Genomic DNA, 26,818 nt, shown 5'->3' on the forward strand with positions numbered 1-26,818 from the left:
TGAATTGATGATTTTTAATATAAATCGTCGGTTCTTAAATTTAAAAAGCGTTGTGTTGCAAAAAACGTACTGATCCAGGTAATGATAATTCCTACTACTAGTACGCCGGCCAAAACAATTCCGGTCGACAGGTAATCGGTTGCGATACCAAGGCTTGGGAACATTCCGTCAACATAATAAACCAGCCCGATTAAAGCGATAATTGCCAATCCGGAACCGATTAATCCCAGTTTGATACTTCTCCAGATAAACGGCTTGCGGATAAACGATTTTGTCGCGCCAACCATCTGCATGGTTTTAATAATAAAACGGTTCGAATGAATCGAAAGGCGAAGTGAACTGTTGATCAGTAACATCGCTACAAAAGCCAGTACGCCACTAACGATTAAAATCCAAAACGTAATTTTCTTTACGTTTTCATTTACCAGATCCACTAATTGTTTGTCGTAGATTACCTCGGTAACCATTGGGTTTTTACGGATATTGCTTTCGATTTCCTTAATACTGTCGGAAACCACATAATTTCCTTTTAGGTGGATGTCATATGAATTCTGAAGCGGGTTAAAGCCCAAGAATTCCATAAAATCCTCGCCAATAATATCTTTGTGTTTTTTAGCTGCGTCGTCTTTGGAAACAAAGGACTGGTCTTTTACATAATTTGAAGCGGTTAGCTGGGTGCCGAACGCTTTTAAAATACTGTCGTTTGCCTGGTCGTTAAAATAAACCGACATCGGGATATTTTCTTTAAAATCGTTGGAAATCTTTTCAGAATTGATAACAAAAAGCCCCAATGCTCCCAACAGGAACAACACTAGGAAAATACTTAAAATAACCGAAAAATAGGAAGAAATAAGTCTGCGTTTTTGATACTTTTCAAAAGATGTAGCCATAGAATCTGATTTAAGCCGTAAAAATAAGAAAGAAAATTGTTTTTAAGGTTTATAACGCTCAAAGTTTTAACTTTCTTATAATATAATGTAAATTTGCCTGCCCGAAAATGATACCCTATATTCGGGATTCAAAAAAGGAATACTAAAACAGGAAGATTATCCGGTAATTATAGCAATTCAGAGCAATGAAGTACAATCCAAATCAAATTGAAGCCAAATGGCAAAAGTACTGGTCCGAAAACCAGACCTTTAAAGCAGCGAACGATTCCGCGAAGCCAAAGTATTTTGTGTTAGACATGTTTCCGTATCCATCGGGAGCGGGACTGCATGTTGGACATCCGCTGGGCTATATCGCGTCTGATATTTATGCGCGCTACAAACGCCACAAAGGATTCAATGTGTTACATCCGCAGGGATATGACAGCTTCGGATTGCCGGCCGAGCAATATGCCATTCAAACCGGGCAGCATCCTGAAAAAACAACCAAAGAAAACATCGCCCGTTACCGCGAACAATTGGATAAAATCGGATTTTCATTCGACTGGAGCCGCGAAGTGCGTACTTCCAATCCGGACTATTACAAATGGACGCAATGGATTTTTATCCAATTATTCAATTCCTGGTATAACAACGACAGCGACAAAGCCGAAGATATCAGTACGCTAACCGCTATTTTTGAAAAAGAAGGAAATGCGACAGTAAATGCGGTATGCGATGATGCCATCGTACCCTTTACAGCGGCACAATGGAATGCTTTTACGAAAGAAGAAAAAGAAAAAATCTTGTTGCAATACCGATTGACCTACCTGGCGGAAACCGAAGTAAACTGGTGTCCGGCGTTGGGAACGGTATTGGCGAATGATGAAATTATAAACGGTGTATCCGAACGTGGTGGTCACCCGGTGATTCGTAAAAAGATGACCCAGTGGAGTATGCGTATTTCGGCTTATGCCGAGCGTTTGCTACAAGGATTGGAAACCATCGACTGGAGCGAAAGTATTAAGGAAAGTCAGCGGAACTGGATCGGGAAATCGGTTGGAGCTGCGGTGACGTTTAACTTAAAAGGACACGACGAAAAAGTAGATGTTTTTACGACGCGTCCTGATACAATCTTTGGTGTTACGTTTATGACGTTAGCACCGGAACACGAATTGGTTGCTAAAATCACGACACCGGAACAAAAACAAGCGGTGGATACGTATATCGAAGCCACGGCAAAACGTAGTGAAAGAGATCGTATGGCCGATGTTAAAACCATTTCGGGCGTATTTACCGGAGCCTATGCCGAACATCCGTTTACCAAAGAACCGATCCCGGTTTGGATTGGCGATTATGTATTGGCGGGTTACGGAACCGGAGCGGTAATGGCGGTGCCATGTGGTGACGAACGGGATTATGCGTTTGCGAACCACTTTAATATTCCAATTAAGAATATCTTCGAAGGCGTGGATATTTCGGAAGAAGCCTATTCAGACAAAGAAAATACCATTATAGCCGATTCGGATTTTCTGAACGGTTTAAATTATAAAAAAGCAACCCAAAAAGCGATTGAAGCTTTGGAACAATTGGGACAAGGAAAAGGCAAAACCAACTACCGTTTGCGCGATGCGGTATTCTCCAGACAACGTTATTGGGGCGAACCGTTCCCGGTATATTATGTAAACGATTTGCCGCAAATGATCGAAACGGAGCATTTGCCGATCGTATTACCGGAAGTGGAAAAATACCTGCCAACCGAAGACGGGCAACCGCCATTAGGAAACGCAACGGTTTGGGCCTGGGACACTGCCAACCATAAAGTGGTGAGCAATGATTTGATTGATCATGTAACGGTATTTCCATTGGAATTAAACACCATGCCAGGTTGGGCGGGAAGCTCGTGGTATTGGATGCGTTATATGGATGCGCACAATAGTGAAGCTTTTGCTTCGGAAGATGCCTTGAAATATTGGGAAAATGTCGACTTGTATATCGGAGGAAGCGAACACGCAACCGGTCACTTGTTGTATTCCCGTTTTTGGAATAAATTCTTAAAAGACAAAGGATTTGCACCCACGGAAGAGCCATTTAAAAAGTTGATCAATCAAGGGATGATTTTGGGAACCAGTGCGTTTGTATATCGTTTTACGATTGGAACAGACGTATTGTTCGCATCCAAGAATTTTATTGTTGAAAAAGATGGGCAGCCGGGTGTTTATGTAACATTCGACAGCGCTCAAAATAAATATGTGATCACGCAACAGGAATCGGATTTTGTACCGGTATTAAAGATCCATGCCGATGTGAATCTGGTAAATGCTTCGGATGAGTTGGATATCGATGCGTTTAAAAACCACGCGTTATATCAGGATTATAAAAATTCCCAGTTTATTGCGAACGAAAACGGTAAATATATCGTAGGTCGCGAAGTGGAGAAAATGTCCAAATCGAAATACAATGTGGTAAACCCGGATGACATTTGCGAACAATACGGAGCCGATACGTTGCGTTTGTACGAAATGTTCTTAGGTCCATTGGAACAGGCAAAACCGTGGAATACGGCCGGTATTACCGGAGTTTCCGGATTTTTGAAAAAATTATGGCGTTTGTATTTTGACGATAACGGACTGATTGTAACGGATAACGAACCGAGCAAAGAAGCCTTAAAAACATTACATAAAACGATTAAAAAGGTACAGGAAGATATCGAGAATTTCTCGTTTAATACATCTGTATCCGGATTTATGATCGCAGTAAACGAATTGTCTGCGGCCAAATGTAACGAACGCGCTATTTTAGAGCCGTTAGCGATTCTGATTTCACCTTATGCGCCGCATATCGCAGAAGAATTATGGCAGGCATTAGGCAATGAAGGTTCGATTTCGCAGGTGTCCTTCCCGGAATTCGATGCGAAACACTTAGTGGAGAGCAGTAAAGAATATCCGGTATCTTTTAATGGTAAAATGCGATTTAAAATCGAATTGCCAATGGATCTGACAGCAGCCGAAATCGAAAAAATCATTTTGGAAGACGAACGTACGATTGCACAGCTAAACGGGAACGCACCGAAAAAAGTGGTGATTGTACCGGGCAAGATTATCAATTTAGTAGGATAATTCACCTGACAAAATAGCATATTTTGTTAACGGAACGCTAATTGGCGCACAGTTTGCTATTCTTTTTGGTATATTAGAAAACTAAAAAGAGAGAGAACATGTTAGGATATTATGTTTTATTAGGAGCGATAGCTTTAGTAAGCTGGATTGTTAGTAACAGGCTAAAGAGTAAATTCGAAGAATACTCGAAAATACATTTGCGCAACGGGATGTCCGGAGCGGAAATAGCCGAAAAAATGCTGGCAGACAACGGAATTTACGATGTAAAAGTGATTTCGACTCCGGGACGTTTAACCGACCACTATAATCCGGTTGATAAAACGGTAAACCTGAGTGAAGCAGTATACAATCAACGGAATGCGGCAGCGGCAGCAGTAGCGGCTCACGAATGTGGACACGCGGTACAACACGCCACGGCCTATAGTATGTTGCAAATGCGTTCCAAAATGGTGCCGATTGTTAACGTAGCATCCGGAATGTCGCAATGGTTAATCATCGGTGGTTTGATTCTGGGCGCGGCGGCCAAAGTAGGATTCGGATTTTACATCGCTATTTTGGGATTGGTCTTAATGGGCGTTGCAACGGCATTTAGTTTTATCACGTTACCGGTGGAATACGATGCCAGTAACCGAGCGCTAGCCTGGTTGAAAAACAAAAACATGTTAAGTCAGCAGGAGTATGCCGGAGCCGAAGATGCCTTAAAATGGGCGGCCAGAACCTATGTGGTAGCGGCTATCGGTGCATTGGCATCCTTATTATACTGGGCTTTCCAGGTTTTTGGAAGAAGAGACTAAACACGATTTAATACGATAAAAAAATCCGGTGCGAAAGCACCGGATTTTTTGTTTTATAACTGTATTTGACGTTCGATTTGCTGATCCAGGGAGATAAACGTTTCCGTTCGGGAAACGCCTTCAATAGCCTGGATTTTTTTGTTGAGCAATTGCATCAGGTGTTCGTTATCATGACAAATCAATTTGATCAAAATACTCCAGTTTCCGGTAGTATAATGACATTCCAATACTTCCGGTATCTTTTTTAATTCCCGAACGGCTTCCGGATTTCGGGATGCTTTGTCCAGATAAATACCCACAAAGGCCATTGTGCTGTATCCTAATATCTTGTGACTTACGGTAAAACGGGAACCGGTTATCACACCAGCCTGTTCCAGTTTTCGCAATCGTTGGTGAATGGCTGCACCGGAAATTCCAATCTTACTGGCAATTTGTAATATCGGTTTTCGGGCATCTTCCATTAGGTAGCGCAAGATCTCCTTATCGATACCGTCCATTTCAACTTGTAAGGAATTAAGCTTCATTTGAAATAAATTTATAGCTAAAGTTACAAAATGAAATAGAAATTGAAATAAAAAAAGCCTGATTTTCGAAAATCAGGCTTTTGCTATTATTTGTATCCTTTGTACGGAACGTCTTTTTCTTTAAAAATAACACCGTATTCTTCCAGTTCTTTTAAAATCGGAAGGTAAACCTCCTTGTTTAACGGAAGTTGTACACCTGGTGTTGTAATATTCCCGTTTAGGATTTGTAACGTAGCCATGGCTACCGGTAATCCAACGGTTTTTGCCATGGAAGTATAGGTCTGATCGTCGCCAATACATACCATTGTAGCGTCAATTTGTTTCTTTTCGCCGTTTACTTCATAGCCAAATTTGTGATACATCACGATCATATCTTTGTCATCCGGTTCCAAAGTCCAGCTATCGGTTAAGATTTTTTCAAGAATCTGAGCCGGAGAAGCATTTTTCAATCCGATGATTTTGTTGGCATTAAACAAATCCAATTCCAGTAATTTGTCCCAAACCACATCATCCTGATCGATTTTTAAAATATGACGCAATTTGATTTCCACGGAATCCGTAGGGTGATACGGTAAAAACAAATTCACAAACTCACGGTAATTCATCGTTTCAGAATTATCGATCGCATACGAATCGTCGGTCATTCCCAACTGTACAAACATATCCCAGGCTCTGGAATATCCTACGCGTCGGATCGTTCCACGGAAAACCGTCAAAGCATTGTCCAATCCGTAAACGCTTCTGTATTTTAAAGAATCGCGGTTGGCATAGCCTTCAAAGCGACCGTAACCTTCCACTTCCAAAAATTCGGTTCTTCTAAAAAGTTTGTGGTACGGGATGTATTTATAGGTGCCTTCCTGAATAAACTTCGCAGCGCCACCCTGTCCGGCCAAAACTACGTTACGCGGATTCCAGGTGAATTTATAATTCCATAAGTTGGTGTCCGATTCCGGAGCTACCAATCCGCCGCAAAACGATTCGAAAAGAATTACATTTCCGTTTTTTTCGCGGATTTCATCCAGTACTTTCATCGCGCTCATATGATCGATTCCCGGATCCAATCCGATTTCGTTCATAAAAACAAGATTATTGGCAATCGCGGCTTCGTTTAGTTCCTGCATCGCATCCGAAATATAAGATGCGGTAACCATATGTTTTTTATAGGTAATACAGTCTTTGGCTACTTCAATATGTAAAAAAGCCGGAAGCATAGAAATTACGATATCGGCTTTCTGAATTTCCGCTTTGCGTTGTGCTTCGTTGTGGATGTCGAATGCAATAGCAGTGGCTCTGGGATGGTTGTTGGTTTTCTTTTGTGCTAATTCTAAAGATAAATCGCCGATGGTAAGGTGTAAATTTTCCTGCTCCGATTTATCCAGTAAATATTTTATGAGCGACGAAGCCGAGCGACCGGCTCCGATAATTAAAATATGTCTCATGCTGGTTGTTTGTTTTAAAAAGTCTACGAAAATAAGAATTTGTTATTTTCTTTAAAAATATAAAAGATGATTAATGTCATTATTTAACTTTTTAAAATAATGCTACCTTTGATAGGAAATAAATACACGATGGATAGAAAAACAATTGCAGCGGCTGCTATAATGGGAGCTGTCGCTATAATATTAGGAGCTTTTGGGGCACACGGACTAAAAAAAGTACTGGATGAAACACAATTGGCCACTTTCGAAACGGGTGTAAAGTACCAGATGTACCACGCCTTATTCCTATTATTTGTAGGAATGACAACATTGACAACCGAAAGGGCCAAAAAGACCATTTGTTACCTTACGGTTATCGGAGTGTTGTTTTTTTCGGGATCTATTTATTTGCTGGCGACGAGTACGGCAACCGGGATAGATTTTAAATTTTTAGGACCGATAACCCCAATTGGCGGGCTTTTGATGATCCTGGCCTGGTTGCTCCTTTTTGTACAGGTAATCAGGAAAAAAGCATAATATTTATTAAAAAAAAATTATTCTAAAATTAAATTTTTACTTTTGCGTTCTTAAATAACAAAACAACACATTTTTAAGTTATGAATGTTACGAATATAATTTCATTAGAAAAATACGGGATCAAGGATACGGTTGAGATTATTTATAATCCGTCTTACGATCACCTATATAATGAAGAATTAAATACGGAGCTGGAAGGATTCGAGAAGGGGCAGTTGACAGAACTTGGTGCCGTTAACGTTATGACGGGTGTATTTACGGGAAGATCTCCTAAAGATAAATACATTGTTAAAGACGATATTACAAAAGATACCATTTGGTGGACATCAGAAAAAGCGGTTAACGATAACAAACCAATTTCTCAGGATACCTGGAATGCTTTAAAGGAGACTACAGTAAGCCAGCTTTCCGGAAAGAAATTATATGTTGTAGATGCTTTTTGTGGCGCGAATGAAAACACACGATTAAAAGTGCGTTTTATCATGGAAGTGGCATGGCAGGCACATTTTGTGAAAAATATGTTTATCCGTCCAACGGAAGCGGAACTTGAAAACTTTGGAGAACCGGATTTCGTAGTAATGAATGGTTCTAAAGCTACTTTCAAGGATTATGCGGCACACGGATTAAACTCGGAAGTATATATCGCTTTTAATCTTACCGAAAAAATTCAGTTAATTGGTGGTACCTGGTATGGTGGCGAAATGAAAAAAGGGTTATTCTCGATGATGAACTACTACCTTCCGTTACAGGGAATCGCTTCAATGCACTGTTCTGCTAACAAAGGAAAAGAAGGTGATGTAGCGGTATTCTTTGGATTATCCGGAACAGGAAAAACTACGTTGTCAACGGATCCGAAACGTGAATTGATCGGAGACGATGAGCACGGATGGGATAACGAAGGTGTATTTAACTTCGAAGGAGGTTGTTATGCGAAAACAATCGACCTAAGCAGAGAAAATGAACCGGATATTTTTAATGCAATCCGCAAAGATGCATTGTTAGAAAATGTTACGGTAGATGCCGATGGTAAAATTGACTTTAAAGATGGTTCTGTAACACAAAATACACGTGTTTCGTATCCAATCTATCATATTGATAATATTGTAAAACCGGTATCTAAAGCCGGACATGCTTCGAAAGTAATCTTCCTTACGGCTGATGCATTTGGAGTAATGCCGCCGGTATCCAAATTAACGCCGGAACAAACCAAATACTTCTTCTTGTCTGGATTTACGGCAAAATTGGCTGGAACGGAGCGTGGTGTAACACAACCGGAGCCAACTTTCTCAGCTTGTTTTGGAAAAGCATTCTTATGTTTGCATCCAACGAAATACGGAGAAGAACTGGTTAAGAAAATGGAAGAGCACAATGCAACGGCTTATATGGTAAATACAGGATGGAATGGAACCGGAAAACGTATTTCTATTAAAGATACCCGTGCGATTATCGATAGAATCCTTGACGGATCGATCGAGAAAGCGGAAACGGCTATCGTTCCAATCTTCAATCTGGAAGTTCCTACAGCATTGGCAGAAGTTAATACGGAGATTCTTGATCCTAGAAATACCTATGCAGATGCATCGGAATGGACAGCAAAAGCTACGGATCTTGCCGGATTGTTTATTAAAAACTTTGTACAGTATACTGATAATGAAGAAGGTCAGAATTTAGTTAAGGCTGGTCCGCAACTATAATTCATCCTACATATAGAATATAGAAAAGCTATCTCGAAAGAGGTGGCTTTTTTGTTATGGGTAAATTTGAGTCTTAATTGACCGTATTTGACTGTGGTTTTAGGATGTTAGCTGGTGTCAAAAACATTAATTTTAGGTTGTTAATGTGTTATGTTAACAATTTGTGTAATCCGTAATAAAAATGTAAAAAAACCGTAATTTTTATTTTCAATTCCGCAGTATTTTTAAGTGGTTGTTTAAGTAAAAGTATTTTTAATTTTAACAGTTGCTGGAGAGTAAGCAGTAGGCGGGGCTATGTTGTTGAAATCCAGTTCTGTTGAAATTGAAAGTCAGAATTTAAAAAGTGGAATTAGTACAATTACCAGAACACGAACTGAAAAATAATGACGCTGTAGTTAGCGTAGTTAAGCAAAAGGGATAAGATTTTTCCTTGATTGCGGATTTAAGAATTTCGGTTTTTGTATGATATTGTTTCCAGTAGCCGATAATCAGTTTTGCTGATATTGGTGATAAGAAAAAAGAATCACATCATAAAAGTAATCCATTTGCTGATTTCTTAAAATGATGGGGTTATAATAGAATAGTCGGATCTATCCTTTATATATTCGATTTTGTTTTTTTGAGAGTTTAAAAGAAAAAAGCTTCCTTGAAGGAAGCTTTTTTTATTTCGAATTATTTGTCTTTGGATTCTTTGTTGGCTTTGGTGATGTATTTTTCTAAAGCCATGGTCATCGATGGTGTCTCTGGTGTTGGAGCCATGATGTCTACGCGTAAACCATGTTCAATGGCTTCTTTTTGTGTGGTACTTCCAAAAACAGCAATACGTGTGTTGTTTTGTTGGAAATCCGGGAAATTTTTAAATAAAGATTTAATTCCGGTTGGACTAAAGAAAGCCAATACGTCATAATAAACATCCTTTAAGTCGGAAAGGTCACTCATAACAGTTCTGTAGAATGTTCCTGGTGTCCAGTCAACTTTTAAATTGTTTAATGTTTGCGGTATGTCGGCGTTTAACTGATCCGATGAAGGAAGTAGGAATTTTTCATCTTTGTATTTTTTAACCAACGGCGATAGGTCGACAAAGTCTTTTTGACCCACATAGATTTTTCGTTTTCTGTAAACGACATATTTTTGTAAATAGAAAGCGATGGCTTCTGACTGGCAAAAATACTTTAAGTCTTCAGGAACTTTATAACGCATTTCCTCAGCAACTCTGAAAAAGTGATCAACGGAGTTTTTGCTGGTTAGGATGATAGCTGAATAATTGTTTAAATCAATTTTTTGCTGTCTTACCTCTTTAGCAGGAACGCCCTCTACGTGAATAAATGGTCTAAAGTCGACTTTGATTTTAAGCTTTTGTTGCAGCTCAAAATACGGTGAATTTTCTACTTTAGGTTCTGGTTGCGAAACCAAGATTGTTTTCACTTTCATATTAAAATAATTGTAATGCTCTAACTTTTCGTAAACCAATAATACATGAAATAATAGGGGGCTATTTCAAGAGTGCAAAGATACAAAATAAAATAGAACAGCTTGCTTAGTATGGAATTTTGATAAATCTTTAAAGTTAGCGCGTAAGTTGATATGTTTATTATTAAAATAGTAATGATAATCCCTAAAATCAGGTTTTTTGATGGAAAATCGTTATAAAAAAGGACTAAATTGAGGGGTAGAACGAGTAATCCGATGTAGGTTCGATAGTTAACTTTTTGTAAATTAAATTGCTCATTAAACTCTTCAATGTTAAATGAAGTGGCGATGATCTTTTCGATCAGGTATTTGGAAAGGATAAATACCCCCAAAAGCGTGATAATCTGAATGTAGGAAATCCAGTTGGTTTTGGTGGTATAACCGTAATAACTCAGGATGATTTGAATCAGGAATGCAAAGGAGATTAATTGTACCAGAAACATAGAAATGGTAAACCAGCTTTGCATGTTTCCGCTATCCTTGTAAATCTTAATATATTTATCGGATATTCCCAGTCGGATAAATTCGTTAAAACGGACTTCAAATATGGTTTTGTTAATAGCCAGTAAAACAAAGCACAGTACAAATAGTACGGTTGCCCAGTCTTTGTTTTCAACGACTCTTTCGGTAAATAATAGATCCATCATAATGCCTGTAAAAGTACTAATTTTTAAGTGGAATATTTTTATTATACTTTTATTATGAAACAACCATTGGAAATAGTGTATTTTTGCAGGCAAATTTAGTTAAAAAATGAGCTTAGGCATAGTTGTTATTCCTACATACAATGAGATCGAAAATATAGAGGGCATCATCAAAGCTGTTTTCGAATTGGACGTTTCATTTGATGTGCTGATTGTCGACGACAATTCGCCGGATGGAACTGCGGCTAAGGTAAAAGAACTTCAGGAATTGTTCCCGAATCGCTTGTTTTTGGAAAACCGACTTAAAAAGTCAGGACTCGGAACGGCTTATGTGCACGGATTTAAATGGGCATTAGCACGGAATTACGAGTATATTTTCGAAATGGATGCCGATTTCTCCCATAACCCCAAAGATCTTGAACGTTTGTATAAAGCCTGTGTCGATGGTGCCGGAATGGCTATTGGCTCGCGTTATGTAACCGGTGTTAATGTGGTAAACTGGCCGTTAAACCGTGTACTGTTGTCCTATTTCGCTTCGGTATATGTCGACCTGATTACCGGTATGAAAATCCACGATGCAACGGCAGGATTTATTTGTTACAGACGAGAAGTGTTGGAAGAAATCAATCTGGATAAAATTAAATTTGTAGGGTACGCCTTTCAGATCGAAATGAAATACAGAACCTTTGTCAAAAAAATGAAAATAGTAGAAGTGCCTATTATTTTTACCGATCGGACCAAAGGACAGTCAAAAATGAGCAATGCTATTATAAAAGAAGCTATTTTTGGCGTAATTACATTGCGATTCAAAAAAATGATAAACCGATTATAGATTATAGATAGAAAAGTACGATGAGCAAGATATTGATAAAGAATGCGAAGATTGTTAATGAAGGAGTTATCTTTGAAGGAGATGTGCTGGTTGAAGATAAATATATCAAGGAGGTTGCAGCGAGTATCAGCCCGAAATCTTCCGACTGTATTATTATAGATGCAGAAGGAAACTATCTTATTCCGGGTGCGATCGATGATCAGGTGCATTTTCGCGAACCGGGATTGACGCATAAAGGCAATATTGCATCCGAATCCAGAGCTGCGGTAGCGGGAGGAATAACCTCGTTTATTGAACAGCCCAATACGGTTCCGAATGCAGTAACTCAGGAATTATTAGAACAAAAATATCAGATTGCTGCTGAAACTTCGTATGCGAATTATTCGTTTATGATGGGTGGAACCAACGACAATCTGGAAGAAATTCTGAAAACGAATCCCAGAAATGTAGCGGGAATTAAATTGTTTTTAGGATCATCTACCGGAAATATGTTGGTGGATAATGAAGAGACGTTAGAAAAAATCTTTTTAAGTACGCCATTGTTGATTGCCGTTCATTGTGAAGACGAAGGAACGATTAAAGCCAATCTTGAAAAATATAAAGAAGAATACGGGGATGATATTCCGGTAAAATTCCATCACCTGATCCGTAGCGAGGAAGCGTGCTATATTTCGTCGTCAAAAGCAATTGAGCTGGCGAAAAAAACTGGCGCGCGTTTGCATATCTTCCACGTGTCGACGGCTAAGGAAACGGAATTGTTTACCAATAAGATTCCATTGGAAGATAAAAAGATCACGGCTGAAGTATGTGTACATCATTTATGGTTTACAGATGCCGATTATGAGAAAAAAGGAAATCTGATTAAATGGAATCCGGCGGTAAAAACAGCAAAAGATCGCGATGAGTTATGGAAAGCGTTGCTGGACGATCGTATTGATGTAATTGCAACCGACCATGCGCCTCATACGCTTGAGGAAAAACAAAATCCGTATACCAGTGCTCCGTCCGGAGGGCCATTAGTACAGCATGCTGTTGTGGCGATGTTTGAAGCCTATCATCAGGGGAAGATTTCACTGGAAAAGATTGTTGAAAAAATGGCGCATAATCCGGCAAAAATCTTTAAAATTGAAAAAAGAGGATTTATCCGTGAAGGGTATTATGCCGATTTGGTTCTGGTAAATGCCGGACAACCGTGGACGGTTAAAAAAGAAAATATACTATATAAATGTGGTTGGTCGCCGTTTGAAGGAGCTAATTTTAAATCGAGAATTACCCATACGTTGGTAAACGGACAGTTGGTTTATGTAAATTCAAAAGTAAAAGACATCCGTTGTGGCGAACGTTTGTTATTTGATAGATAAAAGTATGAAAAAGATCGTATTACTTATTGGTTTGCTGAGTGTTGTTGTTGCCTGTGATAAACAGATAATGGAAAAACCAGCGAATTTGATTCCGGAAGATAAGATGGTGGAAATATTAACGGATATAGCCATTTATCAGGCAATAGACGGTTATGATCCACAGAAACTAACAACCAATAATGTGAAGTTAAACGATTTTATTTTTAATAAATATAAAGTCAATGCCAAGGTAATTGAAACGAGCAATAAATACTATGCTTCCGATGTGGAAGGGTATAAAAAGTTATATTCAAAAGTAATCGATAATTTGCAAGAGCAGCGAGAAGTAGCCGGTGTGGAAATTGAAAAAACAACAGGAGTTAAGCCTGTCGATGATCAGTAATATAACGTTTCGCTAAATCAGAAAGATACGACTCCATAGGAGTAAAGGAATAGTCCAGTTGTTGGGCTATTTTTTTTGGGCTAAATGTTTCACGGGAATGTGCCGATTTGGCCGTTGCTTTGGTAAAACTTCTTTTTCGGAAAAAAACGGTCGAAAACAACCAATCCAATCGCCAGGCAATCGCGGTGGCAAATGGGCCGGCATAAAACGAAGGTCTTTTTTTAGACATACCGTCGGCAATTGCGAATAGGATTTTTTCTAAGGAAAGATTTTCGGCTACCAATGTAAAACGTTCTCTTGAAACGGAGCTGTTCATTAGTGTGATCATAATTTTTACGACATCTTCCACGGCGATAATACCGGTTAATCCTTTGGAATAAAACGGGAAGCCGGAAGCGATTTGTTTAAAAATCTGTCCGCTACCATTGTTCCAAAATCCACTGCCAAAAATAATTCCGGGATTTACAACCACAACATCCAATCCTTCCTGTGAGGCGCGCCAAACTTCCATTTCGGCACCAAACTTGGTAATGGCATAATCACCATGAAGTTTTTCCGGATTCCAGTCGGTTTCTTCGGTAATAACCGATTGACCTTCCGGTGCATCACCTAATGCAGCAATGGAGCTCACATAACACAGTTTTTTTACGTTAAAGGCAATGGCGCAATTAACGATATTCGCTGTTCCTTCGATATTTGTTTTTCGTAGATTTTCTTCGTCTTTCGGATCGAACGAAATCAACGCGGCACAATGGTATACATAGTCGACATCCTTAAAGGCTTTTTCCAGTCTTGGGATATCGGTAATGTCCGCTTGAAACCATTCGATTCGATCAAAGGATTCCAGTTGTTGGTGTGTCTCGAAAAGTCTTCGGGTTGTCGCAATATTGGCTTCCGTACGGAAAATGGCACGAACACTTTCTCCTTTTCGAAGTAATTCCAAAAGAAGATAAGCTCCCACTAATCCGGTTCCGCCTGTAACAAGTATCATAGTTGCAAATGTACTAATTATCGTCACGGATAAAAGTAAGAAATATTTTAAAATAAAAAATTGTCAAAAAACAGGGTGTTTCAAATGCTTTAATTCGACTATCTTTGTGCAAATTGAAAAAAAATGAAGAATTTTATTGAAGAAGTGACTTGGAGAGGAATGCTCCACGACGTTATGCCAGGCACGGAAGAACATTTGTTGGAGCAGATGCGGGTAGCGTATGTGGGAATTGACCCAACAGCGGATTCATTGCATATTGGACATTTGGTAGGCGTAATGATGCTGAAACATTTTCAGTTAAGCGGACACAAGCCTTTGGCGTTGGTTGGCGGTGCGACTGGAATGATCGGAGATCCGTCGGGTAAATCGAACGAACGAAACCTGTTGGATGAAACCACATTACGACACAATCAGAATGCGATCAAGGCGCAGTTAGCCCGTTTTCTGGATTTTACCTCAGATGCGCCAAATGCAGCAGAATTAGTGAATAACTATGACTGGATGAAAGAATTCTCGTTTTTGGATTTTATCCGTGATGTAGGAAAACACATTACTGTAAACTACATGATGGCTAAAGACTCCGTAAAAAAACGGCTTTCATCGGAATCGGCTGAAGGAATGTCTTTTACCGAATTTACGTATCAGTTGGTTCAGGGGTATGACTTTTTACATTTGTACAAAGCGAAAAATTGTACGCTTCAAATGGGAGGAAGTGACCAATGGGGTAATATTACCACCGGAACAGAATTGGTGCGCCGAAAAGAGAGTGGAAAAGCGTATGCGCTAACGTGTCCGTTAATTACAAAAGCCGACGGAACCAAATTTGGTAAATCCGAAGGAGGAAACATTTGGCTGGATGCCGAAAGAACGTCGCCATATAAATTTTACCAATACTGGTTGAACACGTCCGATACGGATGCAGAAAAATATATTAAGATCTTTACCTTTTTATCAAAAGAGGAAATTGAAGGCTTGATCGAGCAACATAGAGGTGAGCCGGATTTACGTGCATTACAAAAACGTCTGGCGGAAGAAATTACCATTATGGTACATTCTAAAGCCGATTTGGAAAATGCGATCAAAGCGTCGAATATTTTGTTTGGAAACTCCACATCGGAGGATCTGAAAGATTTGGATGCCAAAACGTTTTTGGGAGTTTTTGAAGGTGTGCCACAAGCCGAAATACCGCAATCGGAAATCGAATCCGGAGTGGGTATTATCGAAGCGTTATCGGGTAAATCCGGATTTTTGGCTTCCAATAGCGAAGCGCGTCGGGCTTTAAAAGAAAACTCGATTGCTGTGAACAAAGAAAAAGTAACCGAAGACTACCAAATCACAAGTAAAGACCTGATCAACGGACAGTTTGTGCTGTTGCAAAGAGGGAAAAAGAATTATTTTGTGATTCGTGCTGTATAAAAAAAGGGAGTTTTAAACTCCCTTTTTTATTTTATAAAACCATCAGATTGCAACCCCGTATATCGGAATTGTCAAATCGTCCGAGTACTTCAAAAGAATGGTTTGCGTATTTTTTGCCTAAATCCTGTGTGGCAATAAACGAACAAGAGTTGATGTTGGCCAGGTCGATCACATTAATACCGCCGGTTTTGCCGGTTTCGATATAAGACAATGCATCTTCCGTATCGCGAATCAGAATATCCATCCAGGGCGGGCATTCGAAAACGCCATCGCCTAACGAATACGCTTGCGAAAGCAATTCGGTCATTCCATATTCGGAGTGGATTTTAGAAACGCCAAAACCGTTGCATAAAATGTCGTGCAATTCTTCGCGGATAATCTCTTTTCGGCGACCTTTCATTCCGCCGGTTTCCATGATGATCGTGTTTTTTAGATCGAACGATTGCATTTCGATCAGATCCAATAGGGCGTAGGTAACGCCAATCAAGATTACGTTCTGACCTTCGTTATCGAGTTTGATCAACTTGGTTGTCAGTTCGTCATAATTGTTCAGGTAAAAGCCGCTATCGGGTTGGTTAGAGCGTTCTATAAGATCTTCGAACATATAGATAAGGGATGAGCCTTCGCGTTCCAGATAGGAGGGTAAAAGTGCTAAAACAACATAACCTTCAATATTGCCGTAGAATTGCGAAAAACCTAGTCGGAAACTTTCTTCGTAATACTGCAAATCGGTTACCAGATGCCGACTTGTACTCATTCCGGTTGTTCCGCTGCTTGTAAAGGTAGTCTGAACCGGATCGGTGCTACTTAGAACCTCGTGACTTTTAAAAAACTGAATCGGTAAAAACGGAATGTCTTGTATTTGTTTGACATTGGTTTTGTCCTTTTTTAAAAGGGTACAAAAATCCCGATAGACACTGTTGTTGTCGAACTGATGGCGAAAAACTTTGAGCGTGGTTTTTTCAAATTCCTTTTTAGAGGCAATCTGAAAGATATCGGCAGAAGTGATCAAGAGTATAACTTTTTGAGCAAAAATACAAAATAAAAAAGCACCAACGAATGTTGGTGCCGGATAAGGTTAAGAATATGGAGGCTGTTATTTGATGATCAATTTTTGAGTTGCGGTTTTTCCTTCTTCTGTAATTTTTAAAAGATAGATTCCGGTATTCAGATTGGAAAGTTGAATCGGGTTATTGTTTTCGGATTTTAGATTTTGAACCTGTTTACCAAGAATGTCGTAAATCTCAATTGTCTTGTCGGCGCCTGAAACGGAAGTAATATATAGGTTGTCGTTAGTTCCGGCAGGGTTTGGATATAGCTTTAAACCGTCGATCTGGTGATCAGTTAGTCCCATTGTGGTGTTGTTTACGATTGAAAAATCATCATAGTAAATAAAACCACCAACGCTGGTTGCCGATTGTCTGTAAGTACGAGCCTGGAAGCGGAAATGCGTGGCATTGGCCGGAGCAGTTAGGGTAAAGCTTACCTGTACCCATTGTGCGCTATTGCTGGAATAGGTTGTTGGGTGTAATACATCTCTATGGTCGGTTAATTCCGATTCGTTTCCATTGGAAATGTTAACCCAGGAATGCCAGGCGCGGCTACGTGCTTTGGTATCGTTATCCAGAAACCAGTAAGAAATAGTATAGTTGTTTCCTGGAGTAACCGGAGTCAGGTTGTCTGGGCTTACCGTTTGTGTGTCGTCTTGTGATTGATGTTTTACAGCAGATGCACCACTTTTAAAGATGCTGGTTTCGCGTGTAATAAAATTGTTTGCCGAAAAAGTTTCGGTGTTTACGGATGAAAATCCGTTTGGAGTTGTGTTGTTGGTCCAGGTTTCAAAATTCCCGTTTGGAATTAAGTTCGTTTGGGCGTTAGCGGTTACGCTCAATGCGATGCTAAATAAAGCCAGGTAAATTTGTCTCATGGTTTTTTGTTGGCAAGATAGTAACCTGATGTTGGCTTTTGATCATCTTAAAGTAAAGGGTAGTTTAAGTTTTGAGATTAGGACATAAAAAAAGCGTCAACATTGTTGACGCTTTTCTATATATTGTAAAGGAAAATTATTTGATAACTAATTTTCTAGTAGCAGTTTTTCCTTCTTCAGTAATTTTAACGATATAAACACCAGCGTTTAAGTTAGAAACGTTGATAGCTGCTTCGTTTTCAACTTGAGTGTTGATTACTTGTTTTCCTAATACATCATATACAGCAACTGATTTTACAGCAGAAGCATCAGATGAGATATAGAAGTTGTTTCCAGATACCGGGTTAGGGTATACTTTTAAACCAGCGATAGCGTTGTCTGCTAAACTAGCTGTAGCTTGAGGAGTAACCTGAGCCCAAGTAGTACCGATTCTCATTTCGTCTAATTCAACATTTCCTGTACTGTTAGTAGCGTTTCCAGCTTGTCTGATAATTAAACCATTGATGTTAGTTGGAGCTGCAGTTGTTCCTGTAGCGTTAGTAACGGTAGCAGCTGGTTGAGCAGCACCTGGAGTAGGGTTTACCCAAAGGCTAGCGCTGTTAGCAGCGATGTCGTATTTAATAACGATAAAAATAGGCGTGTTGATAGGGTAATCAGTAGCAGAATATGTTGGAGCTGCAGTACCACCACTATTATTTAAAACACCTAAGTTTACTGTGTTAGCAGTTGCTCCTTGACGAATATATAAACGTCCTTGGAAAGCAGTTGTACTTGATGAAGCTACTGAAGTACAAGAGAAGAAATAATCTCCTGTAGCAGTGTTAGCGTGCATAGAAGTCGTGTTCTGTACATTGATGATTGTTGAATAATAAGCAGCACCTGTAATTGCAGAAGTAGTAGCTTTATTCATATCTTCAGTGTTTGCGGCAATGATGGAAATTTTGTTTCCTACTGAAGCAGCTAAACCTGGATATGTTAAACTTCCTGATAATGTTGTGATTTGTCCTGCAGTACCACCATGGCTAGTCCATCCGTTTGATGTAGCTGCACCAGAGAAGTTGAATGGCTCATATACAAACTGAGCGAATGAAGCTGCCGATGTAAAAAGCGCTAATGATAAAATGTAAAGTTTTTTCATGTTTTGAATTGTTTTTTAAAAAGTGGACAACAAAGTTAAGAAGTATTTCGCGATAAATGAAAACTTTTAATGTAAAATTATGGTTAAATGTAAGAAATAACCCTTTGTTAACTATTTGATAATAAGCTTTCTTGTTGCGGAAGCTTCGCCTTCTTTGATTTTGATGATGTAAACACCCGTATTTAAATTGGCTATGTTTAGTTCTTTTGAGTTTAAAGTAGCTTGTAAAATGCGCTTACCTAACACGTCAAAAATCTCAACTTCCTTATCTTGTGCTGATTTGGAAGTGATGTATATCTTGTCTCCATTGGTTGGGTTTGGATAAATATTCAGACCTTCGATAGTCGTACCCGAAGAACCTTTTGATTCCTGCGCAAATAAATTGGCGGAAAACAGAAAAAAGGCAACTAAAATAATATAAAAGTAATTTTTCTTCATAGGTGTAAATATGGCATAAAGATATAAAAAAAAGTTCAAAATTTATGCCAAAAAAAATATCCCTCTTGTTAAAAGAGAGATATTTTTCTGAAAAAGACTATAATTATATTTTGATTAGAATCCTACAGTCCATCCGGTTGCCCAGCTTGGAGCAGCAGTTCCGTTTCCAGCTCCTGTTGCAGTAGCAGACTCGGTGAATACTCCGGCTACGTCAATTGCGCTACCGTCAGTTTTCTTACCTTTTGCGTTCGATCCGATTCCTTCGAATTTCGTGTTAGTTCCTTTTAAAGTAGTACCTACGAAAGAGATTGTTTGATCGTGCTCTACGTCATATCCAACTTTGAAATCTTTTAGAACTACGTTATTGAACATACCTTTAGTACCTCTTCTTAATTTTAAAGCTTGGTTTTCAGGGTAAGCAGTTGCGTCAGCAGAACTACCAGGTCCGATTAATGTCAAGTTAGTGATCGTTGGGTTAGAAACCGGGTTAGCGTCAAAGTTGAACTCATAGTTATCAGCCTCAATACCTCTGTTTCCTTTTCCGAAAGCAAGTTTACCATACCAGTTTGTGTTAGTACCGTTCCATCCTTCAGTCCAGTCAAATTGATCATCCTCGTTTCCGATAGAGATTAAGTTTGAAGTGTTTACTGTTCCACCGAAGAATTCGAATCCGTCATCAGCACCGTGGTACACTTCTACGTTTTCAACTACAGTTCCGTTACCAACTCCGAAGAAAGAAATACCATTGAATTCTTTTTCAGTGTTGAAAGCAGCACCAGAATATTCAACTCTTAAATATTGGATTACACCAGAATTATCATTTGCAACAGTACCACCGTATGTTAAATCAGCAACTTCTGATTGTGCAGTAACCGTTCCTCTGTTGATAGGTGCTTTTCCACAAATTACTAAACCTCCCCAGTCACCAGCATTTTTAGTTGTCAAACCACTAGTCATAACTACAGGGTTTGCAGCTGTTCCTAAAATGTTGATTTTACCACCTTGTGCTACTGCGATATAAGCAGATGTTCCTCCAGTACCTTCAATTCTTGTTCCAGCAGGAATTGTTAAAGTAGCACCGCTATTTACTTGGATTTTTCCAGTAAGCTTGTAAGTTGCTCCGGCAACTAAAGTTACTACACCGTCGTTGATAACACCTTTAAAATCGTTTGCATTAGCTACGAAAGAAGAAGAAGGTCCGCTTGGTGTGCTCTCGTCAGATGATGAACAACTTGCTAAAGTTCCAGCTGTTACTGCGAAAATCACAAATAATTTTACGATTGATTTTTTCATTTTTTTTCTGAATAATTTTTTAGTTATGTTTGATGCAAAAGTGCTTCGTTTTTTTGAAAAGCGGGTTAAGCCATTGTCACGGTTGGATTAACATATAAAGAAGTAATTATTAAGTAAATGTTTCGTTTGTTAAGTCAACTTTACTTCAAAAAAGAAGGAGCGATAATTCGCTCCTTCAGGTGTGTTTTGATGTTGTATTAAAACTGATAGTTCACATTGAAACTCAGATTCATTCCTTTAGTATACGTTAACAACGTAACGTCGCCATTGTTGTTTTCCTGTACACGTTCGATTTTAGGATTTAAAATGTTTTTAGCCATTAGTCCGATACCTAAGTTTTTATTGATTTTTGATTTTACAATAAAATCTAAAGTTCCTACAGCTTTGTCTACCTGATCACCACGTAAGTTTGTTCCTAAAGCATAGATACGATCCGAGAAATACGAGTAGGCTAAAGTAGTGGAGATGTTCGATTCTTTGTTGTTCCATTCTTTAAAGAACGATACGTCTGCATTTAACAATAAAGGCGATGCTCCGGTAAAGGCACTTTTCGATTTTGTAAAGTCAACATTGTAACGAGTCTCTTTGTCTACTTTTGGACCGTTTAAGTCCTGAGTGGTATACATATAAGAAGCGTTGATTCCGGCCGTTAATTTTTTACTGTTGTTTTCACCCGATTGGAAGATTAATTTACGGAATTCTGCTTCGGCTCCGGCAACATAACCGCGATCTCCTGTGTTTACAAATGAAATATCGTTTGTAGAAGAAGCGATTGTTACTTCGTTAATTGGATTTAAGATATATTTTCCGAAAGCGGTAAAGGAAATCAACTCTTCGCTTTTAGGGAACATTTCCCATTTCAAGTCTAAATTGTAGTTATCGGAAGGATATAAATCCGGGTTACCTACTTTTACTTCTGTTACATCTTCATAGATAAATAAAGCTCTTTCTTTAAACTGTGGTAAAGTGTAGGTTTTGCTCATTCCCAAACGAAGGTTTTGTTTTTCGTTTAGCTCATATTTCATGATCAAGTTTGGAAGGAACGTTGTTTTTTTGAATTCATCTTTGTCTCCAACTGGATCCAACTGTGTTTTCCAGTCAACTTTTTGTGAGATATATTCAGCGCGTAAACCTAAAACAGCTGTTAATTTAGTGCTGAATTTATATTCGGTGTTTAAATAACCACCGTGGATGATTTGTTCTCCGGTATATTTTTGCGGATCAAGTGCGTTCGCGATTTCGGCATTACCAACAAACGTACTGATTTCAAAATAACCATTGTTTAGATTTTGTTGGTTATAAAACATATCCAGGTTTTCAGGATCTACGATAGTTGTAGTGTAAGGACCAAACGTTTTAAAGTTGAACTGCGTTGCTTTGAAGTCTCTGTTTTTAAAACGACCGTTATAACCTGCTGTGAATTTTCCTTTAAAATCACCATCGCTGGTTTTATTGAATTTGTAATCAACGGAAGCGGTAGCAACTGTTTCGTATTCTTTTAATCGTTGGAAATAACGGTGGTTGTCCGGTTTTGACTGACTGATGATGGTGTAACCGGTATCGTTTTTTCGTAATGTGTTGTACATCCTGTCAGGAGTATCTCCAGTGATGTTGTTTTGTGCAACACCCCAATTGAATTTGGAACGATCACTAATAGTGTGCTCGCCTAATAATTGGTTTACGAATAAAGTGTTTTTTACATATTCCGAACGGCGAATCAATCCGTTACCAGCGTCGGCAAGATCGGCGATATAACCGAAATACTCGTCTTTAACCTGGCTGGATGTGTTGATAAATAAAGAGTTGAAACTTACTTTGTGATTGTTGTTGATTTTATAACCTACGTTTACCAAACCAGTTGTGTTGGTGGTGTAACCCATAGAAGAGAAGGTCTTGAAGTTTCTGTTAACCAAACTTCCGTCACCGTTTACGCTACCTTTAGCGCTACCGTCGCGTTTTGAGGTGTATTCGTTTCCGAATGATCCGGTGGCGAAAATACTCAATTTGCTTTCCGAACCGATGTCGAATGATTTACCTCCTGAGATTCCAAAAGAACCGGCTACCGGAGTTTTTCCTTCAAATTGTAAGGTGTTGAAATCGTAAGTGGAGATCGTTTTAGGGTTAGCCGGATTGCTAAAACCAAAACTGTTTGGGCCTTTTGCAAGACGGAAGTTGTCTTCGGCCAAAGCATTTGTGTTGGCGTTGGAACCGATGTCCAGACGCAAAAATCCTTTGCCTTTATAATCTTTGGAAACGATATCAACGTTACCTCCGGCAAAATCGCCCGATGTTTTTCCATTATATACTTTGTCAATCGATACATATTCTACGATATCGGTTGGGAAAATATCCAATCGGATGTTTTTCTTTTCCGGATCGTTCGAAGGAATAGGTAGGCCGTTCATCGTAGTCGAATTGTAACGGTCACCCAAACCTCTTACATAAATGTTTCCGGTACCTTCCTGTTTGGTAATACCGGTAGTTTTGGTAACTGCAGTAGCCACGTCGCTCACTCCTTTACGGGAAAGTTCCTGTGCTCCGATACTTTGTTTTATTTCGATGGCTTTTTTCTGTTCTACTAAAAGCGCACTTTCTTTCTGACGGTTGGTTTCGATTTTTAAAACTACATCTTCCAACTGTACACCGGCAGTACCAAGAGCTTTATCAATTGTCTTCGTTTCGCCCGAAGCAATTTTAAAAGGCACTTCTACGGTTTGGTATCCTAAAAAAGCAATCATTAGAATATGGTTTCCTTCCGGAACACTCAAACTAAATGTTCCTTTTTCGTCGGTATTTGCGCCAATTGTTGTACCTTTAATCGTTACGCTGGCAAAAGGAAGTGGCTCATTGTTCATCTCCTTGTCTGTTATCGTACCTTTAACAGTTCCTTTTTGAGCAAAGGCGAAGACTGTGAACAATAATGTTGTTAGTAATAACTTAATTTTCATTGTGTTGTTGTTTACGTGTTGTATTAAATTTTGCGCAAAGGAACCCTTTCGAAGTTAACCTGAAGTTAGTAACCTGTTATCGTTTTGTTGGGAATGTATTACGAAATCGTTAACAGATTAAATAATCGTTAACACATATAATCGTTTTGTATTATCTTTACCTTTACAACCCGAAAACACACATAGAGTGTCCATTATGAAGAAAAAAGACATTAAGATTTTATTGGTTGATGATGAGCAGGATATCCTCGAAATCGTAGGATATAATCTATCACAGGAAGGTTATCAGATCGTAACGGCAAGCAATGGTAAAGAGGCCATTTTAAAAGCTAAAAAAGAAATGCCACAGTTGATCATTATGGATGTGATGATGCCCGAAATGGATGGGATGGAAGCGTGCGAAAACATCCGTAAAATCCCGGAACTGGCCAATGTGATCATAACATTCCTGACCGCAAGAAGTGAAGATTATTCACAAGTGGCAGGGTTCGATGCCGGAGCCGACGATTACATCGCCAAACCGATTAAACCGAAAGTTCTGGTGAGTAAGGTTAAAGCCTTATTGCGTCGCTTAAAAGAAGAAGAGCAACAAGGTGATGTATTACGGGTAGGTGAAATCGAAATCAACCGCGAAGAATACAAAATTGTAAAAGAAGGAGAAGAAATTATCCTGCCGCGTAAAGAATTTGAATTGTTCTACCTTTTGGCTTCCAAACCTGGAAAAGTATTTAAAAGGGAAGAAATTCTCGATAAAGTATGGGGTAACGAAGTAGTGGTTGGCGGACGAACAATTGACGTTCATATCCGAAAACTAAGAGAAAAAATCGGAGACGATCTATTTAAAACCATCAAAGGAGTCGGTTACAAATTAGAAATATAAATGTCCATAAGCTTTAAAAAATCATACAGATTTGCAGTCAAATCTGCGCTCTATATTACCCTTTTTTCCACCTTATTAATCGCAGGATTGACGTATTGGTTTTACGAACTAAACTATAAATTCTGTATTGTTTTTGCTTTAGGCGTTTACTTTTTTTCCTTTTTCGTACTGCAATACCGCGTAGAGCGCTTTATCTACCGCCGGGTTAAAAAAATCTACGACGACGTGTCGTTGCTGGATTCAACCACACTCAGAAGTCAGCCGGTTACAACCGATATGGCAACACTGATGAACGAAGTACAGAAATTTGCAAAAGACAAAAAAATAGAAATTGAAACTTTAAAAATTCGTGAGGAATACCGTCGGGAGTTCCTGGGGAATGTTTCTCACGAATTAAAAACACCGTTGTTCACCGTTCAGGGCTATCTGCTTACCTTACTGGACGGGGCGATGAACGATAAAACCATCCGCAAAAAATACCTGCAACGCGCCGAAAAAGGTGTCGAACGATTGATCTATATCGTAAAAGATCTGGATATGATCACCAAACTCGAAACCGGCGATCTAAATCTGGAGTTTACCGAATTCAATATTGTCGATGTCATTCAGAATGTTTTGGATCTTCTGGAAATGCGTGCCGATCAGAAAAACATTATGTTGATGTTTGATCGGAAATACAGCAAGCCGGTAAAGGTTTTTGCCGATAAAGAACGTATCCAGCAGGTGGTGACCAATCTTGTCGAAAATTCCATCAAATACGGAAAAGAAAACGGAACAACCGAAATCAGTATCGAGGATTTGGTCAATAACAAAGTGATAATTCGCGTAACCGATAATGGGGAAGGAATTCAAAAGCAGTTTATTTCCCGATTATTCGAACGATTTTTCCGTGTGGACAAAAGTGGTGCGCGCTCCGAAGGTGGTTCCGGTTTGGGATTGGCCATCGTAAAACATATTATCGAAGCGCACGACGAACGTATTTATGTGGAAAGTAAAATCGGTGTCGGATCAGAGTTTTCCTTTACGCTCGAAAAGACAAAATAACTGACGCCAGGTGATTTCCTGAGTGATGTTCTTAAGTCCTTTGTACAAGTCCACCTGATTCAAATCGCCAACTTTAAATTCCTCCTGTCGGGAATATGGAACCAGTCCTTTTTTCTTTAATTTTTTAGCCAGGTATTCCTGCTCATATTGACCTGGAGTTGGGATAAAAAAGGCTTTTTTGCCCAAATGTGCCAAATCCATGATAGTCGTATATCCGGAACGACTCAACACCATTTTACTCTGGTTAAAGGCCATTTCCAGTTCTTCGGTATTCATAAAATTATAGCAGGTAAAATTCAGACGTCGCGAGATGGTTTGTTCTTCTTCGATTACACCACGGACAAAAAGGATTTTACCTTCAAAATATTTCAGTTCCAGTTTTAATTTGTCTTCCAGTAATGTCCGTTGCGGTTCCGGTCCAGACAGAATAACCATCAGATCATATAAGGGCTCGACGGTCTTTTTGTGCAAACGACTTAACGGGCCAATATATTTTACATTGGTTACCGGTGTTTCCGTATGCCCCAGTTTCCCGGAAAGATTCGGACTTCCGGCGATATCCGGAACCCAGCATTCTCTGTATTTTCGGATAAACTGATGGTGGATTTTAGTCGTAATCCAGGAAGTGTTTCCGGTTAAAACATTCAATTGATGTGTGATAAAAACCGAAGGAACTTTGGAAGAAAAAACACCCAGTCGGTTGTCGGAAATAATCCCGTCGATTGCCTCTTCCTGAATCCAACGTTCTACCATTTTCCGTTCGTCCCGCATGGCGCGGTACATATTCGGAATCTGACTGATCATTTTCCATTTAAAATTAGCTCCGTTTTGAGCATACTGGATTTTATAAGAAGGAAGTTGTAAGGCTTGCAGGTGCGGAAATTCTTTTTCTAAAAGCGACAACGCAACACCATCGGAAGCAATCACCGGCTGAAATCCGTGATTTTCCAAAGCCTCAATAACCGGGATGCAACGCGTGGCATGCCCAAGGCCCCAATTTAATGGAGCGACTAAAATTCTTTTTTTTCGTTCTTTATGCATTGTACTAAATATTCCAAAAGTTTTTCATTTTACCCCGCGGGCAATCCAAAAGACACAAATC

Annotated in this window: 23 protein-coding genes; 10 read left to right on the forward strand and 13 right to left on the reverse strand. The window is 39.2% G+C overall.

All coding sequences use genetic code 11. The features are described 5' to 3' along the window. Positions 1 to 14 precede the first annotated feature (14 nt). Entirely contained in the window at positions 15 to 890 is an 876-nt protein-coding gene (locus AAFN64_RS01585; protein ID WP_347759068.1) for a permease-like cell division protein FtsX, read from the reverse strand. A gap of 185 nt (positions 891 to 1,075) precedes the next feature. On the opposite strand from AAFN64_RS01585, the gene AAFN64_RS01590 reads away from it, so the two are divergent. Beyond that, positions 1,076 to 3,985 (forward strand): class I tRNA ligase family protein, encoded by a 2,910-nt coding sequence (locus tag AAFN64_RS01590; protein WP_347759069.1) that lies wholly within the window; start codon positions 1,076 to 1,078, stop codon positions 3,983 to 3,985. A 98-nt stretch (positions 3,986 to 4,083) separates the two neighbouring features. Continuing rightward, positions 4,084 to 4,779: a zinc metallopeptidase gene (locus AAFN64_RS01595; protein WP_347759070.1), complete on the forward strand. Its 696-nt coding sequence runs from the start codon at positions 4,084 to 4,086 to the stop codon at positions 4,777 to 4,779. A gap of 53 nt (positions 4,780 to 4,832) precedes the next feature. Here the strand turns inward: AAFN64_RS01595 and AAFN64_RS01600 are convergent, their stop codons facing one another. After that, positions 4,833 to 5,303, reverse strand: a complete 471-nt coding sequence (locus AAFN64_RS01600) for an Lrp/AsnC ligand binding domain-containing protein (protein ID WP_136403967.1) — start codon at positions 5,301 to 5,303, stop codon at positions 4,833 to 4,835. A gap of 86 nt (positions 5,304 to 5,389) precedes the next feature. Further along, positions 5,390 to 6,742, reverse strand: coding sequence for a saccharopine dehydrogenase C-terminal domain-containing protein (locus AAFN64_RS01605; protein ID WP_300491028.1), 1,353 nt, complete (start codon positions 6,740 to 6,742; stop codon positions 5,390 to 5,392). 129 nt (positions 6,743 to 6,871) lie between these two features. Here AAFN64_RS01605 and AAFN64_RS01610 point away from each other — a divergent pair, with 129 nt between their 5' ends. Both AAFN64_RS01610 and pckA read left to right on the forward strand, forming a co-directional pair. Beyond that, positions 6,872 to 7,258 carry a DUF423 domain-containing protein gene (locus AAFN64_RS01610; protein ID WP_300491026.1) on the forward strand — a complete coding sequence of 129 codons (387 nt, stop codon included), beginning with the start codon at positions 6,872 to 6,874 and terminating at the stop codon, positions 7,256 to 7,258. 80 nt (positions 7,259 to 7,338) lie between these two features. Further along, positions 7,339 to 8,952 (forward strand): phosphoenolpyruvate carboxykinase (ATP), encoded by a 1,614-nt coding sequence (gene pckA / locus AAFN64_RS01615; protein ID WP_300491024.1) that lies wholly within the window; start codon positions 7,339 to 7,341, stop codon positions 8,950 to 8,952. A gap of 672 nt (positions 8,953 to 9,624) precedes the next feature. Here pckA and AAFN64_RS01620 read toward each other — a convergent pair. Continuing rightward, positions 9,625 to 10,383 (reverse strand): uroporphyrinogen-III synthase, encoded by a 759-nt coding sequence (locus tag AAFN64_RS01620; RefSeq protein ID WP_136403971.1) that lies wholly within the window; start codon positions 10,381 to 10,383, stop codon positions 9,625 to 9,627. A 20-nt stretch (positions 10,384 to 10,403) separates the two neighbouring features. Further along, positions 10,404 to 11,069, reverse strand: coding sequence for a DUF4271 domain-containing protein (locus AAFN64_RS01625; RefSeq protein ID WP_300491023.1), 666 nt, complete (start codon positions 11,067 to 11,069; stop codon positions 10,404 to 10,406). Positions 11,070 to 11,175: 106 nt separating this feature from the next. Between AAFN64_RS01625 and AAFN64_RS01630 the strand changes: the two genes are divergently transcribed. Genes AAFN64_RS01630 through AAFN64_RS01640 form a run of 3 tightly spaced genes read left to right on the forward strand, consistent with a single transcriptional unit; the run spans position 11,176 to position 13,641 of the window. After that, positions 11,176 to 11,898, forward strand: coding sequence for a polyprenol monophosphomannose synthase (locus AAFN64_RS01630; protein WP_300491021.1), 723 nt, complete (start codon positions 11,176 to 11,178; stop codon positions 11,896 to 11,898). 20 nt (positions 11,899 to 11,918) lie between these two features. Continuing rightward, the gene (locus AAFN64_RS01635; RefSeq protein ID WP_300491020.1) at positions 11,919 to 13,259 is read left to right on the forward strand and encodes a dihydroorotase; all 1,341 of its coding nucleotides are present in this window, start codon (positions 11,919 to 11,921) and stop codon (positions 13,257 to 13,259) included. Between the two features lie 4 nt (positions 13,260 to 13,263). Next, complete coding sequence (locus tag AAFN64_RS01640; RefSeq protein ID WP_347759071.1) at positions 13,264 to 13,641, forward strand: DUF4296 domain-containing protein; 378 nt, start codon at positions 13,264 to 13,266, stop codon at positions 13,639 to 13,641. On the opposite strand, the gene AAFN64_RS01645 is transcribed toward AAFN64_RS01640, so the two are convergent. Further along, positions 13,619 to 14,632 carry an NAD-dependent epimerase/dehydratase family protein gene (locus tag AAFN64_RS01645; RefSeq protein ID WP_347759072.1) on the reverse strand — a complete coding sequence of 338 codons (1,014 nt, stop codon included), beginning with the start codon at positions 14,630 to 14,632 and terminating at the stop codon, positions 13,619 to 13,621. The genes AAFN64_RS01640 and AAFN64_RS01645 overlap by 23 nt on opposite strands. Positions 14,633 to 14,755: 123 nt before the next feature. On the opposite strand from AAFN64_RS01645, the gene tyrS reads away from it, so the two are divergent. Then, positions 14,756 to 16,048 carry a tyrosine--tRNA ligase gene (gene tyrS / locus AAFN64_RS01650; protein WP_347759073.1) on the forward strand — a complete coding sequence of 431 codons (1,293 nt, stop codon included), beginning with the start codon at positions 14,756 to 14,758 and terminating at the stop codon, positions 16,046 to 16,048. Between the two features lie 31 nt (positions 16,049 to 16,079). Here tyrS and AAFN64_RS01655 read toward each other — a convergent pair whose 3' ends face one another. The 6 genes from AAFN64_RS01655 to AAFN64_RS01680 all read right to left on the reverse strand — a co-directional run bounded on the left by AAFN64_RS01655 (position 16,080) and on the right by AAFN64_RS01680 (position 23,792). Further along, positions 16,080 to 17,060 (reverse strand): acyl transferase, encoded by a 981-nt coding sequence (locus tag AAFN64_RS01655; RefSeq protein ID WP_347759074.1) that lies wholly within the window; start codon positions 17,058 to 17,060, stop codon positions 16,080 to 16,082. A gap of 84 nt (positions 17,061 to 17,144) precedes the next feature. Then, entirely contained in the window at positions 17,145 to 17,975 is an 831-nt protein-coding gene (locus AAFN64_RS01660; protein ID WP_347759075.1) for a T9SS type A sorting domain-containing protein, read from the reverse strand. 136 nt (positions 17,976 to 18,111) lie between these two features. Then, a complete protein-coding gene (locus AAFN64_RS01665) occupies positions 18,112 to 19,113 on the reverse strand; it encodes a T9SS type A sorting domain-containing protein (protein ID WP_347759076.1) in 1,002 nt (333 codons plus the stop codon). Positions 19,114 to 19,224: 111 nt separating this feature from the next. Continuing rightward, positions 19,225 to 19,551: a T9SS type A sorting domain-containing protein gene (locus AAFN64_RS01670; protein WP_300490648.1), complete on the reverse strand. Its 327-nt coding sequence runs from the start codon at positions 19,549 to 19,551 to the stop codon at positions 19,225 to 19,227. 114 nt (positions 19,552 to 19,665) lie between these two features. Further along, entirely contained in the window at positions 19,666 to 20,844 is a 1,179-nt protein-coding gene (locus AAFN64_RS01675; RefSeq protein ID WP_347759077.1) for a hypothetical protein, read from the reverse strand. A 197-nt stretch (positions 20,845 to 21,041) separates the two neighbouring features. Beyond that, on the reverse strand, positions 21,042 to 23,792 hold the full coding sequence (locus AAFN64_RS01680; protein WP_347759078.1) for a TonB-dependent receptor: 2,751 nt from the start codon (positions 23,790 to 23,792) through the stop codon (positions 21,042 to 21,044). A gap of 196 nt (positions 23,793 to 23,988) precedes the next feature. Between AAFN64_RS01680 and AAFN64_RS01685 the strand changes: the two genes are divergently transcribed. Beyond that, a complete protein-coding gene (locus AAFN64_RS01685; RefSeq protein ID WP_300490640.1) occupies positions 23,989 to 24,672 on the forward strand; it encodes a response regulator transcription factor in 684 nt (227 codons plus the stop codon). Beyond that, complete coding sequence (locus tag AAFN64_RS01690; protein WP_300490637.1) at positions 24,673 to 25,716, forward strand: ATP-binding protein; 1,044 nt, start codon at positions 24,673 to 24,675, stop codon at positions 25,714 to 25,716. Here AAFN64_RS01690 and AAFN64_RS01695 read toward each other — a convergent pair. Further along, positions 25,681 to 26,757 carry a glycosyltransferase gene (locus tag AAFN64_RS01695; protein ID WP_300490635.1) on the reverse strand — a complete coding sequence of 359 codons (1,077 nt, stop codon included), beginning with the start codon at positions 26,755 to 26,757 and terminating at the stop codon, positions 25,681 to 25,683. The two genes, AAFN64_RS01690 and AAFN64_RS01695, sit on opposite strands and share 36 nt — an antisense overlap. Positions 26,758 to 26,818: the final 61 nt, after the last annotated feature.

The organism is Flavobacterium sp. CAU 1735 (genome assembly GCF_039888695.1).
In the GTDB taxonomy this organism is placed as follows: domain Bacteria; phylum Bacteroidota; class Bacteroidia; order Flavobacteriales; family Flavobacteriaceae; genus Flavobacterium.

What these genes read in the sequence shown, in the direction of transcription:
- AAFN64_RS01620 (WP_136403971.1), bottom strand. Translation starts at nt 10,383, where the DNA reads ATGAAAGTGAAAACAATCTTGGTTTCGCAACCAGAACCTAAAGTAGAA.
- AAFN64_RS01680 (WP_347759078.1), bottom strand. Translation starts at nt 23,792, where the DNA reads ATGAAAATTAAGTTATTACTAACAACATTATTGTTCACAGTCTTCGCC.
- AAFN64_RS01640 (WP_347759071.1), top strand. Translation starts at nt 13,264, where the DNA reads ATGAAAAAGATCGTATTACTTATTGGTTTGCTGAGTGTTGTTGTTGCC.
- AAFN64_RS01600 (WP_136403967.1), bottom strand. Translation starts at nt 5,303, where the DNA reads ATGAAGCTTAATTCCTTACAAGTTGAAATGGACGGTATCGATAAGGAG.
- AAFN64_RS01605 (WP_300491028.1), bottom strand. Translation starts at nt 6,742, where the DNA reads ATGAGACATATTTTAATTATCGGAGCCGGTCGCTCGGCTTCGTCGCTC.
- AAFN64_RS01595 (WP_347759070.1), top strand. Translation starts at nt 4,084, where the DNA reads ATGTTAGGATATTATGTTTTATTAGGAGCGATAGCTTTAGTAAGCTGG.
- AAFN64_RS01670 (WP_300490648.1), bottom strand. Translation starts at nt 19,551, where the DNA reads ATGAAGAAAAATTACTTTTATATTATTTTAGTTGCCTTTTTTCTGTTT.
- AAFN64_RS01610 (WP_300491026.1), top strand. Translation starts at nt 6,872, where the DNA reads ATGGATAGAAAAACAATTGCAGCGGCTGCTATAATGGGAGCTGTCGCT.
- AAFN64_RS01630 (WP_300491021.1), top strand. Translation starts at nt 11,176, where the DNA reads ATGAGCTTAGGCATAGTTGTTATTCCTACATACAATGAGATCGAAAAT.
- AAFN64_RS01665 (WP_347759076.1), bottom strand. Translation starts at nt 19,113, where the DNA reads ATGAAAAAACTTTACATTTTATCATTAGCGCTTTTTACATCGGCAGCT.
- AAFN64_RS01625 (WP_300491023.1), bottom strand. Translation starts at nt 11,069, where the DNA reads ATGATGGATCTATTATTTACCGAAAGAGTCGTTGAAAACAAAGACTGG.
- AAFN64_RS01635 (WP_300491020.1), top strand. Translation starts at nt 11,919, where the DNA reads ATGAGCAAGATATTGATAAAGAATGCGAAGATTGTTAATGAAGGAGTT.
- AAFN64_RS01685 (WP_300490640.1), top strand. Translation starts at nt 23,989, where the DNA reads ATGAAGAAAAAAGACATTAAGATTTTATTGGTTGATGATGAGCAGGAT.
- pckA (WP_300491024.1), top strand. Translation starts at nt 7,339, where the DNA reads ATGAATGTTACGAATATAATTTCATTAGAAAAATACGGGATCAAGGAT.
- AAFN64_RS01660 (WP_347759075.1), bottom strand. Translation starts at nt 17,975, where the DNA reads ATGAGACAAATTTACCTGGCTTTATTTAGCATCGCATTGAGCGTAACC.
- AAFN64_RS01590 (WP_347759069.1), top strand. Translation starts at nt 1,076, where the DNA reads ATGAAGTACAATCCAAATCAAATTGAAGCCAAATGGCAAAAGTACTGG.
- AAFN64_RS01675 (WP_347759077.1), bottom strand. Translation starts at nt 20,844, where the DNA reads ATGAAAAAATCAATCGTAAAATTATTTGTGATTTTCGCAGTAACAGCT.
- AAFN64_RS01645 (WP_347759072.1), bottom strand. Translation starts at nt 14,632, where the DNA reads ATGATACTTGTTACAGGCGGAACCGGATTAGTGGGAGCTTATCTTCTT.
- AAFN64_RS01585 (WP_347759068.1), bottom strand. Translation starts at nt 890, where the DNA reads ATGGCTACATCTTTTGAAAAGTATCAAAAACGCAGACTTATTTCTTCC.
- tyrS (WP_347759073.1), top strand. Translation starts at nt 14,756, where the DNA reads ATGAAGAATTTTATTGAAGAAGTGACTTGGAGAGGAATGCTCCACGAC.
- AAFN64_RS01690 (WP_300490637.1), top strand. Translation starts at nt 24,673, where the DNA reads ATGTCCATAAGCTTTAAAAAATCATACAGATTTGCAGTCAAATCTGCG.
- AAFN64_RS01695 (WP_300490635.1), bottom strand. Translation starts at nt 26,757, where the DNA reads ATGCATAAAGAACGAAAAAAAAGAATTTTAGTCGCTCCATTAAATTGG.